The sequence below is a fragment of the Colwellia marinimaniae genome (genome assembly GCF_002207865.1).
Taxonomy (GTDB): Bacteria; Pseudomonadota; Gammaproteobacteria; order Enterobacterales; family Alteromonadaceae; genus Colwellia; species Colwellia marinimaniae.
Genome location: NZ_BDQM01000004.1, coordinates 117234 through 133159, shown reverse-complemented (window position 1 = coordinate 133159; position 15926 = coordinate 117234). Strand labels below are relative to the sequence as shown.

At 39.1% G+C, this 15926-nt stretch carries 10 protein-coding genes; 2 read left to right on the top strand and 8 right to left on the bottom strand.

Annotation, left to right across the window (positions count from 1 at the left end; translation table 11 throughout):
• Positions 1 to 226: 226 nt before the first annotated feature.
• Complete coding sequence (locus tag MTCD1_RS04125) at positions 227 to 3313, top strand: collagenase (RefSeq protein ID WP_057181162.1); 3087 nt, start codon at positions 227 to 229, stop codon at positions 3311 to 3313.
• A gap of 112 nt (positions 3314 to 3425) precedes the next feature.
• Here MTCD1_RS04125 and MTCD1_RS04120 read toward each other — a convergent pair whose 3' ends face one another.
• From MTCD1_RS04120 to MTCD1_RS04100, 6 genes are all read right to left on the bottom strand, one after another.
• Positions 3426 to 3725, bottom strand: coding sequence for a PilZ domain-containing protein (locus tag MTCD1_RS04120; RefSeq protein ID WP_057181163.1), 300 nt, complete (start codon positions 3723 to 3725; stop codon positions 3426 to 3428).
• A gap of 97 nt (positions 3726 to 3822) precedes the next feature.
• Positions 3823 to 7938: an ATP-dependent RNA helicase HrpA gene (gene hrpA / locus MTCD1_RS04115; protein ID WP_231733034.1), complete on the bottom strand. Its 4116-nt coding sequence runs from the start codon at positions 7936 to 7938 to the stop codon at positions 3823 to 3825.
• Positions 7939 to 8133: 195 nt separating this feature from the next.
• On the bottom strand, positions 8134 to 8568 hold the full coding sequence (locus MTCD1_RS04110) for a CBS domain-containing protein (RefSeq protein ID WP_057181164.1): 435 nt from the start codon (positions 8566 to 8568) through the stop codon (positions 8134 to 8136).
• Positions 8569 to 8857: 289 nt separating this feature from the next.
• Entirely contained in the window at positions 8858 to 9061 is a 204-nt protein-coding gene (locus MTCD1_RS04105) for a hypothetical protein (RefSeq protein ID WP_057181165.1), read from the bottom strand.
• A gap of 394 nt (positions 9062 to 9455) precedes the next feature.
• On the bottom strand, positions 9456 to 9647 hold the full coding sequence (locus MTCD1_RS20620) for a hypothetical protein (protein WP_143760086.1): 192 nt from the start codon (positions 9645 to 9647) through the stop codon (positions 9456 to 9458).
• A gap of 309 nt (positions 9648 to 9956) precedes the next feature.
• The gene (locus MTCD1_RS04100) at positions 9957 to 11945 is read right to left on the bottom strand and encodes a collagenase (protein ID WP_057181166.1); all 1989 of its coding nucleotides are present in this window, start codon (positions 11943 to 11945) and stop codon (positions 9957 to 9959) included.
• Between the two features lie 235 nt (positions 11946 to 12180).
• Between MTCD1_RS04100 and trxC the strand changes: the two genes are divergently transcribed.
• Positions 12181 to 12615 carry a thioredoxin TrxC gene (trxC, locus tag MTCD1_RS04095; protein WP_057181167.1) on the top strand — a complete coding sequence of 145 codons (435 nt, stop codon included), beginning with the start codon at positions 12181 to 12183 and terminating at the stop codon, positions 12613 to 12615.
• 250 nt (positions 12616 to 12865) lie between these two features.
• On the opposite strand, the gene MTCD1_RS04090 is transcribed toward trxC, so the two are convergent.
• Together MTCD1_RS04090 and MTCD1_RS04085 are read right to left on the bottom strand one after the other, a co-directional pair.
• Positions 12866 to 13300: a plastocyanin/azurin family copper-binding protein gene (locus tag MTCD1_RS04090; protein ID WP_057181168.1), complete on the bottom strand. Its 435-nt coding sequence runs from the start codon at positions 13298 to 13300 to the stop codon at positions 12866 to 12868.
• A 176-nt stretch (positions 13301 to 13476) separates the two neighbouring features.
• Entirely contained in the window at positions 13477 to 15507 is a 2031-nt protein-coding gene (locus tag MTCD1_RS04085) for an MHYT domain-containing protein (RefSeq protein ID WP_057181169.1), read from the bottom strand.
• Between the last annotated feature and the right edge of the window lie 419 nt (positions 15508 to 15926).

Genomic DNA, 15926 nt, shown 5'->3' with positions numbered 1-15926 from the left:
TGTGTTAACAAGATAGTTCATTAATATTAACCTCAATTCAAACCAGTATTATCAAGGTAAGCAATCCTTAGGGTACAGTTTGCGCTTAAAAATTGATCAACTTTTATATTGTATACGGTATAAAGTATATGGTAGATTTTGTTTGCCTCATGGATGTGGCTTTTACATGAATAATTCATGACTTAGGGAAGACAAAATAATACTAACAAGAAAAAGGAAGATAAACATGAAGCTTAACAAGCTCTTTATTGCTAGCTGTACTTTGCTAACAATGGCCTCGGCACAAGCAGCACACATACCGCAAGCGCCCCAACAAGCAAGCGTGCCAAGCCTCGAATTACACAGTGGTCATGCACATGAAAACACCCTAGATATTAAAGCACCTACGCCCCAAAGGGATAAGCAAACAACGGCAAAGCCATTAACAAGTATAAATAGCCAAGCTATGCAGCCCATGTCATTACAAGTCGCTGCCGCAGCGCCTTGTAACGTTAATGCATTTGCTACATCAAACGCATCAACCTTGATCAATGAAATTAAAGCTCAAGGTCCGAATTGTGTTAATGAATTGTTTAACGCCTCAGCTAGCATTCAAACAAGTGCCTATAGCTCAGACAACATGTACTCAGTGGCTAATCATTTAAAAAGCTTATCTCAATCGTATGCCGGTGGTGGTGACGTAGATATTGAAGCCATGTTTCTTTATCTACGCGCTGGCTATTATGTCGAGTTTTACAATAATGGCGTAACGTTTGTCTCTTGGGTAAAACCTGCGGTTAAAGGTGCTATTGATGCTTTTGTTAACAATGCCAACTTTTACCAAGATAACGACGCCCATGGTAAAACCTTAGCTGAAGTTATCATCACTATGGATAGCTCTGAGCAACAAGATATATATTTACCTGTTGTTAAAGAATGGTTAAGCCGCTGGAATCAAAGTTACGCCAATAAATGGAATATACGTAGTGCCGTTAATGGTATCTTCACTATTTTATTTCGCGGCCAATACAATACTAATTTTAAAAACTTAGTAAATAATGACACCACGTTAATAAGTCGCTTAAATAACTTTACTCAACAAAGTTGGATGCTTAACAGTGAGTCTGAATATCTTATCTCTAATGCGGCCCGTGAATTAGGTCGAATGAAGATGTACGGTACGGCTATTCAGTCTACTGTTGACTCAGGCCTAAATAGCATTTTTGCTAACTATGTTATGTTTGGTAATGGCGATGCTGTCTGGTTAGGCGCTGCTGATACCGCCACTTACTATGGTAACTGTGCTGATTACGGTATTTGTGGTTATGAAACGCAATTAGAAGCAAAAGCGTTAGCACAAACTTATACCTGTAGTTCAACGCTTAAAATTCGCTCGCAAAACCTAACATCGGCGCAGCAATCATCTGCTTGTTCCGTGTTAGGGGCTGAAGAAACTTATTTCCACAACAAAACACAGTCTGGCAATGTGCCAATACCTGGTGATACCAATAATCAATTGCAAATTAATATTTTCGATAGCAGCACCGACTATGGTAAATATGCCGGTGCTATCTTTGATATAAATACCAATAATGGTGGTATGTATTTAGAAGGTGACCCATCCGTTGCCGGTAATATCCCAAACTTTGTTGCCTATGAAGCCTCTTATGCTGAAGCGCCACATTATGTTTGGAACTTAGAGCACGAGTACGTACATTACCTAGATGGGCGTTTTGATTTGTTTGGCAACTTTAACACCCCAACTGAAAAAGTTGTTTGGTGGGCTGAAGGTGTGGCCGAATACGTTGCCAATCAAAATAATAACCAAGCAGCAATTGATACCATTCATGATGGCTCAACTTATACCCTAAGTACCATATTTGAAACCACTTATGATGGTTTTGATCAGGATAGAATTTATCGCTGGGGTTATTTAGCGGTGCGCTTTATGTTTGAAAACCATTTCAGTGAAGTTAAAGCCATGATTGCAGAAACACGCGCCGGTAACTGGACTGCTTATAAAACACGTTTAAATACTTGGGTTAGCAATTACAGTAACGAATTTACCACCTGGACACAAACCGTGAAAAGTGATGGTGGCACAACACCAAATAACGCGGCACCATCAGCCAACGCGAATGGACCCTATGCAGGTCAAGTGAATGAAGTGATCAACTTTGATAGTAACGGCTCAGTAGACTCAGATGGCTCTATCGTAAGTTATAGTTGGGATTTTGGTGATGGTACAACGAGCACAGGTAGCACCACTAGCCACAGTTACGCTACGGCTAATAACTATAGGGTAACCTTAACGGTAACAGATGATAAAGGCGCTATTGGTACAGCAACTGCACCGGTGACTATTTCCTCTGGACCCAGTCTTGAAATTGCTAACGGTGGCTCAAAATCAGGCTTAAGCGCAAGTACTAATCAAACCACTGACAGTTATTATATTCATGTCCCCGTGGGAGCAACAAACTTAGTGGTAAGTATTAATGGCGGCAGTGGCGACGCTGACTTATTCCTTAAGCAAGGCACAGCGCCATCGGCTAGTAGCTATGATTGTCGTCCTTACCTGGCGGGTAATAATGAAACATGTACAGTTGCCGCTCCTGCTGCTGGGACTTGGTATATGAATGTTAATGCGTATAGTGCCTTTGTCAATGTCACCCTTACGGCCAGCTTCGATACAGGTCAAGGAACACCAAATACAGCGCCCGTTGTTTACATCAATGGCCCGTATGTTGCGGATGAAGGTGTCGAGGTTAGCTTTAGTAGCGCCGGCAGCTATGATTCTGATGGTGCAATTGCCTCATATAGTTGGAACTTTGGTGATGGCGCGAGCAGCTCATTAGCAAACCCAAGTCATACTTATACTTCAGCAAACAATTATCCAGTAACCTTGAGCATTACCGATAATCAAGGTTTAACGGAAACAGCGACAACAACGGCTAATATTAGTGCCTCAACAACACCAGGTAGTAATGTTGCTGATATGTGTGCTGTGCAAGGGCCACAGTCAAGTGGTCAAGTACAAGCAGGACAAGCCATTTGTCTTGGTAATATAAGTACTAGTTGGTTATCCATTGCCGATGTTAGTGGTCATAGCAGTATTGCTATCACTACCGGTAATGGTACTGGCGACTTAAGCATAGAGTTTAGTAATATGGGCTGGCCAAATGGTGCTAATCATCATGGTGCTTCATATAACTCAGGTAATAGTGAGTGTATTTACTTAACAAATCTGTCGGAATACTGGGGATATATTAAGGTATCTGGTGAGGCGAATAATGCTTCGTTAGTTATTGATTTTGATACTAGCGGTTGTCGTTAAGGCCATTAATATAAATCAAACGGTGAATATAAAAAAATAACCGCAAGACTAGATAAAACCAGAATTTACTCTGGTTTTATTTTTATCGAAATGGAAAAAGTAAATGAATCCGCTAATCAATTTCTTCGATAGTAATGCCAATGAGGTAACAATTTTTACTTTCTTCTTCAATGCGCACCACACGACCACTGACATCCAGTGCTTGAACTTGACTGCTAGCTGAATCAATTTTCACTCTAACATGGGTCGATATAGCTAATGGATGTTCAATTTCAAACGCCATACCCGTGGCACTTAAATCCCGGCAGGTAGCAAGAAAATGACTGTTTACTTCGTCATCTATAACAGTGACATAAACTTCACTATTTAACATCATGCGGTAAAAATCACGTTTATCATCAAAACCTTTCATTCGCTCTCCCAAACAAACTATTTAATACCTTATTATTTATACTGAGCAAAAGCCGAAGTGTCAACTAACCGTCATAAAAAAGCACATTAACGGTTAACTAAGAAAAGTCCTTTAAATAATTAAGAATACGTTTTACTGATACCGGCGCGGCAGTGCCAAGGTTTTGTGCAAACAATGAAATACGCAGCTCTTCAATCAACCAACGAGTGTTAAGTAACTCACTTTCAACGGGTTTATCTTTGCGCTGTTTACCTATGATGACTTGATAGGCGTCATTCACTTTATTCACATCAATAAGTTTTAATCTATCTTGATTAGGGTCAATGGGTAGCTTCTCTAAACGACGTAACATGCCTTGTAAATAGCGAGTAATATCATCGAGTCTACTTAAGCCAGAGTCACTGACAAAACCTTTGAACACTAATTTTTCACATTGCTGTTTAATATCACCATGAGATTGGATAACATTTAACGGCACGCTACCCTTCATCTTTTTGGCCACTTCATAGCGTAAACTTAAGGCACGCTCCACTTTAATGGCGGCCGCTAATACACATTCAGCTATTTCAGCCCTAACATAATCACTACATTGAGCAAACTGTAGTTCATCACGCGGAAGTTGGCCAGCATTTTTCTGTTGAGCAAACTCTTGCACCAAAGACAAACAAGCACCTTGAATACAGTCTTGTAGTAGCTCATTGATTGTGCCAAAAGGGTTAAAATATAAACCAAGCTTGGCTTTATTCGGCAGTTTTTCCTGTAAATATTTTACTGGTGTCGGGATATTCAACAAAATAAGTCGGCTGATACCTTTTAACATGGCATCTTGTGCATGTTGCTCTTGCTCAAAAAGCTCGATGGCGACACTGCTTTTATGGTCAACTAACGCAGGAAAGGCCTTAATCGTTATATTGGCAATTTTCTTTTCATAACCTTTAGGTAATTTACCAAAGTTCCACTGAGTTAAATCGGTTTGCTCTATGCCTTTTTCTGCTACTTTTTTTATCGAGGCTTTAACTTTACCTTGTAGCTCAGCTTTAAGCTCGTTAAGGTCTCGGCCCTGCTTTAATAACTTACCTTTATCATCTACTATTTGAAAATTCATCGTTAAATGTACTGGCAGTGAAATATCATGCCAAGCATCTTCGGGTAAACGTACCCCAGTCATGCGTAATAGATGTTTTGCCAGTGCCGGTTGCAAATCACCTTGCTCGCTCGGCATTGCCGCTAAACAAGCTTGAGCATAGTTAGGTGCTGGAACAAAGTTACGCCTTAATGTTTTAGGCAGTGCTTTAATCAAAGCGATAACGAGCTCATGGTGTAATGCTGGGATCAACCAATCAAAACCAACATCCTGTACTTGGTTCAATAAGGCAATAGGAATAATAAGGCTAATGCCATCATCAATATCACCTGGCGTAAAATGATAGCTTAGCGGCAAGGTAATGTTATCTTGATGCCACAGATCTGGATAGTCTGCTTCACTCAGTTCAGCCGAGGATTCATTTAATAAAAAGGCTTTACTAAAGTCTAATAAATGACCATTAACTTGCTTGGCTTTTTTCCACCAAGCAAGAAAGCTACGTTGGCAAATAACCGTTTCGGGTAACTTATCACGGTAAAAATCTACCAAGTGCTGTTCATCAATCAAGAAATCTTTCCGGCGAGCTTTTTGCTCCAAGGCTTCAATACTTTCGACTAATTGTTGGTTTTTACTTAAGAATTTTTCTTTAATAACACAATCACCATGAACTAACGCTTCGCGGATAAATAGTTCACGACAAGTAGCCGGCTCGATAGTATTAAAGTTAATCTTACGTTTATTGACGATAGTTAACCCATAGAGTGTCACTTGCTCAAAGGCCATCACCGCACCTTGCTTTTTCTCCCAGTGCGGCTCACTGTAATTGCGCTTAACGAGATGCTGTGCCAGCGGTTCAAGCCACAAGGGATCTATCTTGGCATTCATACGGGCAAATAATCGACTGGTTTCCACTAATTCAGCCGACATTAACCACTTAGGCGACTTTTTAGTTAATGCTGAGCCAGGGAAAATAAAAAACTTCATGCCGCGCGCACCCTTATACTCGCGGTTTTCATCTTGTTGACCGATATGACTCAACAAGCCAGATAATAATGCTTGGTGAATAGGTGTTAACGCTGAGTCTTGCTCACTCTCTTTGCTTTTATCGTTTGCTTGACCTTGCTCAATACTGGGTAAGGTAAAACGGTAATCAACGGATGTTAACGCTATTTTTTGCTCTTTTAGCGTCATCTTTAATTGACTAAAGATATCTTGCCATTCACGTAAACGCACATAAGAAAGAAACTCACGCTGGCAGAGCTTTCTAAACTGGCTTTGTGTTAAGTCTTTTTGTTGGGTGTTAAAATACTGCCAAAGATTCAATAAACTGACAAAATCAGATTGCTTATTTTTAAAACGATTATGTTTTTCATCACTAAGCTGTTTTTTTTCATAAGGTCTTTCACGCGGATCTTGAATGCTTAACGCGCTAACGATAATAAGTATTTGTTCTATACAGCCAAACTCAATGGCGGTGATAACCATTTTGGCCAAACGTGGGTCTATGGGGAACTTTGCTAATAAACGCCCTGACTTGGTCAGTTGTGTTGCCGTACTTAGCTGTTTACCTTGGGCTGATTTACCGTCCTTATCGACACTTTCAATGGCGGCGATTTCTTCCAATAAACGCACACCGTCGGAGATATTACGATGATCTGGCGCCTCAACAAACGGGAAGTTAGCAATGTCGCCTAAGTCTAGGGCATGCATTTGTAGAATAACCGTGGCTAAGTTAGTGCGTAAAATTTCTGGCTCGGTAAATTCAACCCGATTATTATAATCGTCTTCGGCATATAAGCGAATACAAATACCATCAGAGACACGACCACAGCGGCCTGCACGTTGATTAGCACTTGCCTGTGAAATAGCTTCAATGGGTAAACGCTGAACTTTAGTGCGATAACTATAACGGGAAATACGCGCGGTACCAGGATCAATAACGTATTTAATGCCCGGTATGGTTAAGCTCGTTTCGGCGACGTTAGTAGCCAAAATCAAGTTACGACCACTATGAGGTTTAAATATCTGGTTTTGCTCACTAATGGTTAAACGGGCATACAAGGGTAATATATGGGTATCGCGTAAATTCGCATTATTGAGCGCGGCCGCAGTATCACGTATTTCTCGCTCGCCGTTAAGAAACACTAGAATATCGCCTTGGCTACACTCACTGAGTTCATCAACCGCCGATAAAATGCCACTGATAATATCGACATCTTGGCTGGATTGCGCCTCACCGTCATCAACGGGCCTATCATTTAAAGGTCTATAGCGAATTTCAACCGGAAAAGTTCGGCCCGATACTTCGATAATTGGCGCTAATACACCTGTTTTACTGGCAAAATGTTTGGCAAAACGTTGCGGGTCAATGGTTGCTGAGGTAATAATAACCTTAAGATCAGGTCGTTTAACCAGTATTTGTTTTAAATAACCTAAAATAAAATCGATATTTAAACTACGCTCATGGGCTTCATCAATAATAATGGTGTCGTATTGACGCAGTAAACGGTCTTTTTGCATTTCCGCCAGCAAAATACCATCGGTCATTAATTTAATATAGCTACGGTCACTGACTTGATCATTAAAACGAACTTTATAACCGACCTCGTCGCCTAGTTTGGTACCCAGTTCTTCGGCAATTCGGTTGGCAACGGTTCTCGCAGCAATACGCCTAGGTTGAGTATGACCAATAAGGCCATCAACACCACGACCTAGCTCTAGACAAATTTTAGGGATTTGCGTGGTTTTTCCTGAGCCCGTTTCACCGGAAATAATAACCACTTGGTTAGCTTGAATAGCTTGGGCAATTTGCTTGGCATTATCCGCTATGGGTAAACCTTCAGGATAGCTAATTTTTGGTAAATTATTTATTTTATATTGTTTATCTTTAATTGATTTAACAATGTGGCATTGCAACTGCTCAACTAAGTTTATTTGCTTAGCTGATAACGCCAATGTTGCTAATTCGGTCGCTGACTTTTGCCCAGCCTCCTTAGCAATTGTTTTTTTAAGGTTGCTTAATCTTTTTTTAAAACGTGGCACATCACAATGTTTTGCTTGTGGCAATAATTCAAAAAGATTTTGTAGATGGGAAAATGAAGTGATAGCAGACTCAATCGAAACAGACAAAACAGACTCGGATAGAAAATCAAAAGAGCATTTTAGCAGTAATACTTCGTAATTACAGCGAGTAAAGTATTAAAAAGAGTAAGGACAAGGCAGTAAATGAGCTTTGCGCGCCTATTTACCGGTGCTACTTGCCGCCTACAGCGGCAAGTAGCACCGGTCTATCAGGAATATCACCTTGAGTATCGATATTTTTCATCAAACAGCAGCATGCTCTTTTTCAATGGATAGCCTTGCTCGGCCATGCTGATAACAAGCTTGTAATACTTCATTACGAGAGATAGTACCCAGTAAATTGTCATCATCATCAATCACTGGGTATACCTTAGGTTTATTTTCTCGCATGCTTTGTCCCAGCTCAATGATACTGGCATAGGGTTTTACTGATAAAACATCTTTACGCATAATATCTTTGATCATGGCAACATGTTCATTAAAATAAAGGCTTTCTAACATAATAGCCAAAACATCACCTTCAGAAATAAAGCCTAACAATTTATAGTTTTCATCAATCACTGGCCCGCCAATTTGCTTGGTTTTTAAAAAACGTAAGACCGCTTCTTCAACAGACATATTCTCGGTAAAAGTGACTGGGTAGTGATTCATATATTCTTGTACTTTTAATGATTCCATTTTAACCCCTAACTAAATAGTAATGTAGACTTTTCATTGTTATTAAATCGAGCGTTTACTTAATACTAACTCTAGCTAAGCCTTTGCCATAAAACCACTTTTTACTTATTTTTATTACCTTTATTAGTAGACTCAGGTACTTTATTGAACAATAACTTGCCAAGTGAGATGAAATATTTTATAGGGTTAAAATGTCAGACAAGTTATTGTGTTTTTTCTCATAACAATGAACAAGCCCAATTAGAGTAGGCTTATCAAACAGACCGCAAGTTGCACTAAAATAGTCACATTAAACGCTTAAATCCACAGAGCGACCTTTTCTATCATCAGCAGAGCTTCGACTTGATTCAGCAGCGCTTCTTGCTTGCGCTTGGCGATTAACCTCTTCTTGCTGATCTTTAATGCGCTGATCTTCTTGTTGACTTGCAATGTGTTGCTGCTGTTGTTGCAGCACTTTGGCTACAGAGCCATTACCTTCGATTGACGAAACCATCTCAACCTCCATAAATAGTTGATACACCAAAATATCATGATGCTCTCTATGTCTATTATTATAGCAGCCTAGGTAAACAAAACTAACGTCAGGAATAGCGCCAGTATTCGGTGCACAGTAAAATTTCTGGCACCAGGTAGTTTAACTAGCAGTCTTATTTATCTTGGATAAATGTTTGGTGACAACATTCTACCGCTATAGATAAAGTTACCTTGTTGCTCATTAGCTGAGGCTAATATCCCCATAGCAGTATTCTTATTAGCATTATCAAAGAGTAACTACTATCACGGTTCATTATTCATCGATAAAAATAGTGATTAAGCACAATAAAGTTTACGAACAAACTAAGGCTTTTAATTCTCGCTAAATGAGCAATAAATCAGTCCGATTGGTATTAGTTATAACCCAAAATATAAAAAGGATTGTCATCCTTATCGAGCAATTTCTTCGTAGTTTTCTCAATGTTTTGCTCATTAAAATTATCACTATGCATATCAACCTGAGGTGTTACCTTGGCATTTTGTTGATATAAATCCAGCAAAGCTGCTGACATTATTATCCGTCTATGATTACTATTACTTGACATACAACTACCCTCAACTTAGTAAAATTACGCGACACGTTTTACTTATTACCTCTATGATTAATAAAAGATAAGCATCAATAGTGCCAAATTTAATATTTTATTAGTTATTGATGTTGTAGATATTTTTTCACTCATGAGCAAGCTGACGGTTAATTTTATCTTATTGCAACTAATAAATCGCAGTTTGCAAAACTGCTTTTCAACTTACCATAAAAAAACGCTAGTCATAGGGTATTGATAAGCCCTTTAGCTAGCGTTTATCGGCAATGGAAGCTCAAGGGCCTAGCCACAGATTAGCTTAATTGATGGTTAGTTATGCTCGTTGGCAAGTTTTGCTTCTGTCGACTTTAAGGCATTTTCATGCCAATATTGCCAGTGCATATGTAAGTGATCTTCGACTAAATGTGCCGGCTGTAAGTAGTCTTTATAAGTATAGCGATAAAATTGACGTGGCTTGTGTGGATTATTTTCATCTGCTTCAGCGACATAGTTTGCATTATGCTCAACAAGCCAGTGAGTAAATTCATCCTTAAACTGTTCTCCTGACTCAGCTAATAATTTTTTATAGCCGGCAAAGAAATCAGTCTTTAACAAGTGTGCCATTTTTCTATAATCAACTTGATGGCGTTCATTCATAAAACGCACCGCTAAATAGCCCCAGCGATACACTCGGTCGGTACCATCTTTATATTCGGTATTAAAAACATCCGTTAAACTCAGCCAATCTTGCGCTTGAGTATCATTGAGCAATTTAAAGGCTTTAGGATTATTATCTTGCTTAGCTACATATTCAGCCAACCCTTCAGACCACCACACCATATGACTAGGAAAGTGATTAAAGGTGTCGTATTTTACGAAGCGACCATCTAAGTAATGGACAAACTCATGATTTAGGTTCCACACGGCAAATTCAGGTCTAAGCCAAAAGTGTTCGAATGAATAGAAAGTAGCAATATTATCGGGATCTTGTGGGCTGCCCTCTATGTACATGCCGCCATTATCGGTATTAATATCAAAAACCAGTTGACCGTATTTATTATATTCTGCGTGATTATCAAAAATGACCACACGTAATTTATCGTTAAAATCATTGGCTACTGGCTGATTATTAGTGGCTAAGATGTTATGAAAATTACTTTCTTGAGAAATTAATTGTTGGCAAGAGTCATTTAACTGGGCGAGTGACATAGCTTGGCTAAGAATATAAATTCGGTCTGAACACTCATGATTGCTAGGTAATGCTTGTTCAATCGTAGGTGTAATGCAGCGATCGGCTAATGTCCCCTCTTCACATGCTGATTTTCCTCGAAAAGTGTTGACCACATACGGCACACTAAAAAGCGTTTTACTTTGCTGGGCTGATACTTGGTCATTTATAGTTAACGCAGCCCAAACACTGTTATCAAGGGCAGCCATTTTAGCTTCGACTTGCAGTGTTAGCTTGTCATCATCTAAGCGTTTTTGCTCGTCACTGGTACGCTGATAATATTCATTCCAATATTCTTTATTATATAAATTATAATATTGGGCCAAGGCCCAAAGTGCGTGTTGCCTAGGCCAATCATTATCGGCTAAGGTATTATTTTTACCGCTAATAAATTCGGTTAGCGCCTGTGGTAACTCATCCGCACCTAATACCGCTTGGGTAAAGACACTGTTATTTTTTCTTCGTGCTTCGTAAGGTAAAATGGCACTCGCACGAAGAATTTCCCATAAAGCATAATCAATGGCTTTATCATTTATGCGCTCCGCATCCGCTAAATCGGCGCTGGCATAAAGATCTATTAACTGAGTTAACGGTTTTACTTGCTCAGCAGTAAAAGGCTGTAATGGTGCTAAAAAATACAAACGGTATAGGGCCACAGCATAATTTTCATGCAAACGCGCCGTAGTTTGATTTACTTGAAAGAATCCCGGCATATTGTACAAATGGGTCAAGGCATTGTTAACAGATTCAGCCGTATCTGCAGGCCAGTCTTTATCGCTACCAAAACTACTGTAGATACGTAAATAGAAAGTTAGCTTGGCCAAGTTATCATTATTTAACTCACCTTTTAATGCTTCAAGTGAAATTGCATCGGCAACCGCTTTGAGCAAACCCGCTTGATAATGGTTAAAGTCTTGACTCCACAATTGCTCAACATCTGTCGCTAATATTTGGGCAACCATAGGATCAATTGCTACCGTGGTCATGCTGGTGTTTGCTTGCTGCGCTATTGTGTTATGAGTGCTGGAGCCACAAGCGGCAAGGAGCGAAGTAATAGCAACGGCGGCAAGTGTCATTGAAAATTTATGCATCTAGATATTTTTGTTGTTTGAATGATAAAATATTATTGCATACAATATACCAGCGGTACACTGACTATTTAGTTAAGGCGGTTACTTACCGACAAACGTGTAAGAATGACCATAAGCATTCATATTGACACACTTTGCTTATCAACAAAGAGCCAGCGTCGATAGTTATTAACAGTTTCCTGCTAATCAGGTAATATTCAACAAATTGACCTCTAAAGAAAGTGACACCTAACGTATGAATATAGTATGTGCCAACTGTTTTACTACCAATCACATTCCTGATGATAAAGACCATAACAAGGGAAAGTGCGGTAAATGTCAGCAAGGCGTTTATTCAGCTAAACCTGTTGAGTTAACAAGTAATAATTTTTATGCCTTTATTGAACGTAACGATTTACCGGTAGTTGTTGATTTTTGGGCAAGCTGGTGTGGCCCATGCCAAAACATGGCGCCAGTATTTAGTAAAGTGTCACAAGACTCCCCGACATTACTTTTTGCCAAAGTAAACACTGAGCAAATACAGCAGATAGCAGCTAAGGCTAATATTCGCAGCTTACCTACTCTAGTCTTTTTTCATAAGGGCGAAGAAATCGACCGTATTTCCGGTGGCCTTAATGAAATACAAATGAAGCAGTGGCTAGGGCAAAGTTTGCAAAAAATTTCTAAGTAGATTTGCCTCGCCAGCATAAATCACCGATAAAAAAAGCCACAAGTGCGGCTTTTAAATATTCATTTATTAAGATAATAAATAGCAAGGGCAACTAGCCTAGCGACGAAAAACTCTCTTAGAGGATTTAACTAAACCCTTTAAGAGAGATATGAGCAGCACTATAGTTTATCCATATAATAAATTGGTTGCAACTTTCTCAGTGCACTTGAATTTAATCTATAGAGATTGTGATTTTTTATTTTATTTTATTTTATTTTATTTTAGCAATAGTAGCGGTTACCCGGTCTTTATTCATCACTACACCCGCCTGTAATGTTTGCCACTGAGTTTTAACATCAGCTAGGTTTACCGCATTACCTACCTGGATAACGCCAACCATACCAAGGGCGAAATGCGGTAGACATTTATAGAGAAAAACCCCCTCTTGCTTGAATTCGACTACTGCAACTTTCCCCATAGGCGTATTAAACGTAATACCACCTTTTGGGCTGAGCAAAGATTGTGCATTATGGGAAGCATCAGACGGAATAAAGCGCACGGTATCACCGGGTGAAATTTTCAAAAAATCAGGCTCCATGATCATAGTTTGACCACTAGCATTGGCGGTTAATAACTTAACTTGGTGCTCTTTTGCCACAAGTAAAGTCGGTAGTAATAATACCAAGGTAATAATTAATCGTTTCATCTTTTACTTCTGTAGGTTATTTATAAAAAATCATGTTAACAATTCTCATTTAGATTATCAATGGTAATGTAGTTGCAACACAGCCAGATATATTTCTATCACTAAAAATTCAAAGTAAAGGCCTTGGCAATGTTTTTTACCGGTAAAACAGCACAAAAAAATAGCGCATACCAGAGCTAACTACTGATTTTAGCAGCAATAGAGTCACTTTTTTCAGCACTTAAATCTAATGGGATTTCAACAATAAACAGGGTTTGTTTTATTTTCGACTGACTATTTTTATCTGAGCCTAGTCTGATTTTACCTTTGAGTAACTGATGCACTAAGTTATAACTAATATGCAAACCTAAACCCATCGCCCCTGCATTTCTATTCGTAGTGACGAAGGGATCAAAAATAGTACTCACTATCTTGGTGTTAACACCACAACCATTGTCACTGTATGTTAAGCGCAACATTTGTTTATCGACTTGTGCAGATATATGTATTTCACCGTCACTTTGGCCGGCAAAAGCATGTTCTAGTGAATTAGTGACGAAACTTGTCAGTACTTGGAAGATAGCATTTTCATAACTAAATAAGGTTATATTGGTAGGAATATCGGTATTGATACTAATGTTCTGCTTTTTAGCGACTTGTTGCCAAATGGGCATCATCTTAAGAAAGCTTTTATCTAGCTGAAATTTAAGCTTATCTTCCATTTGCTGATCGACGGAAATATAACGAAATTGCTGTATTAAATTTGCTACTCGCTCAAAATTAGACATTGCTAAGCTTTCAAACTTATAAATAGAATCTAAGTTATTGTCCAACTTAGATTTTGTTAGCTTACCGCTATTAATTGTTTTTTGTAAATTTTCTATAATATCTTTGATAGATGAAAGTGCGGTGATGCCCACACCTAAAGGCGTATTGAGTTCATGAGCCACCCCAGTCACTACACTGGCTAAAGATGCCATTTTCTTCGCTTCAACTAATTCATCTTGTGCACTTTTTAAATTTTCTATCGATTCAAAAGCAGTATTTTTAGCGGCTATCAATTCTTGCTCTTGACTAGTTTGTTCAGTGATATCAGTCCATGTTTGAATCAGTGATTTAGCAAAAGTTTTATTCTGCCTTAACAACCACCAACCGCCGTCTTTAGTCTGCACTTTTAACGATATTGAATGATCTCTGCTGTGGTTGATTAACTCTAATACCTGCATACGCTCGGCATCATTGGAAAATTTCAAATAAAGAGTCGCGATACGTTGATACATGCTGGCAATATTTTCTCCCACCCCGACAAATTTAGGATCTGAATGAGCAAAAGTTTTAATAAACTTTGTATTTACTAAAATAACGATGCCATTTTCATCACTTAATACAAAGCCGTCTTGCATGTTATCTATGGTTTCAATAACCCGTTTGTGATGAGTAGAAGCCAGTTCAAGTAATTGTTTTATTTTTTGTTTATAAAAAAGCACCGCCATTAATAATGCCATTAACAGCACCACACTAATGATAATGCCATAACCAATTACACGGTTATCTATGCCCGAAGTATGTATCGTATTATCGGGAAAAAACAAGGTAGCAGCCATGGCTAAATAATGCATAGTTGCTACAGAAAAACCAAAAAACAAACCCGCTAAAATATCAATACCTCGGCCACTTAAATTAAAAATACCAATACGCCTCGACTTGATAAGTAGGGTGGTTACCGCTAAAAACCAGGAAGTTAACACGGATAAACTAACAAATACCACATCATGGCTCATATAGGCTTGCATCGACATGGCACTCATGCCGATAAAATGCATTGATGCGATACCTAGGGCAAGCAGTAAAGCGGTAAAGATAATATTGGTATAACTGATGTCAGGTTTGCTGATGTTATGTAGTACAACAATAGCTGCGAATATGGCCGGTAAAATTGAAATCAAGGTAATGGTTAAATCATAAAATACAGGAATAGGCAAGGAAAAAGCCAGCATGCCCATAAAGTGCATACTCCAAACGCCTAAACCTAAGATTGCACCACCACATACTTTTAATAAGTAATGATTCGAGCCTACCTTAGTACGGATAAAGTTAATGATATTAAGCGCGCAAAACCCAGCAATTGCGGCGACAATATACGATAAAAGTACCAATAGCGGATCATAACTACCTATCAGCGAAGTACTAGCATCTACTCCCCAGCTAAAAAAATGCTTGTGATCCATGATTGTGGATACCTATCGAAATTATTGGACTTTTAACTATTCATCAAAGTATAGACAAGGCCAGTTAGTTTGCTATAACGGCTAGTTTCAGGAGAATCGATTACCTCCTCTCACACTTCCTGAACAATACCGCTGTTATGCAGGTGAACCGTAAAGCTTGAGCTTTATTCTCCAGCTTGGTGTCGCGGTGGCGACAACACAGAAAGGGGAACGACCGCTCTGCTCCCCTTTCCAATCCCCAGAGCGCCCAGCTCAGCAGAACATTCAATAACACACTAGCGCAAACCACGATTCCTGCCGATTTATCATCCCTGAACAACGGCAGCCATCGACATCCTATCTCAGGTCGAGGGCTGCTAACTGCTAGTCTGTCATTTCATTGCTGAGATGGGGTTGGAGTGTTTGGCACGGGTAGCTCA

Coding starts and splice junctions, on each gene's coding strand:
- MTCD1_RS04125 (WP_057181162.1), top strand. CDS start 227: ATGAAGCTTAACAAGCTCTTTATTGCTAGCTGTACTTTGCTAACAATG.
- MTCD1_RS04120 (WP_057181163.1), bottom strand. CDS start 3,725: ATGAAAGGTTTTGATGATAAACGTGATTTTTACCGCATGATGTTAAAT.
- MTCD1_RS04110 (WP_057181164.1), bottom strand. CDS start 8,568: ATGGAATCATTAAAAGTACAAGAATATATGAATCACTACCCAGTCACT.
- MTCD1_RS04105 (WP_057181165.1), bottom strand. CDS start 9,061: ATGGTTTCGTCAATCGAAGGTAATGGCTCTGTAGCCAAAGTGCTGCAA.
- MTCD1_RS20620 (WP_143760086.1), bottom strand. CDS start 9,647: ATGTCAAGTAATAGTAATCATAGACGGATAATAATGTCAGCAGCTTTG.
- MTCD1_RS04100 (WP_057181166.1), bottom strand. CDS start 11,945: ATGCATAAATTTTCAATGACACTTGCCGCCGTTGCTATTACTTCGCTC.
- trxC (WP_057181167.1), top strand. CDS start 12,181: ATGAATATAGTATGTGCCAACTGTTTTACTACCAATCACATTCCTGAT.
- MTCD1_RS04090 (WP_057181168.1), bottom strand. CDS start 13,300: ATGAAACGATTAATTATTACCTTGGTATTATTACTACCGACTTTACTT.
- MTCD1_RS04085 (WP_057181169.1), bottom strand. CDS start 15,507: ATGGATCACAAGCATTTTTTTAGCTGGGGAGTAGATGCTAGTACTTCG.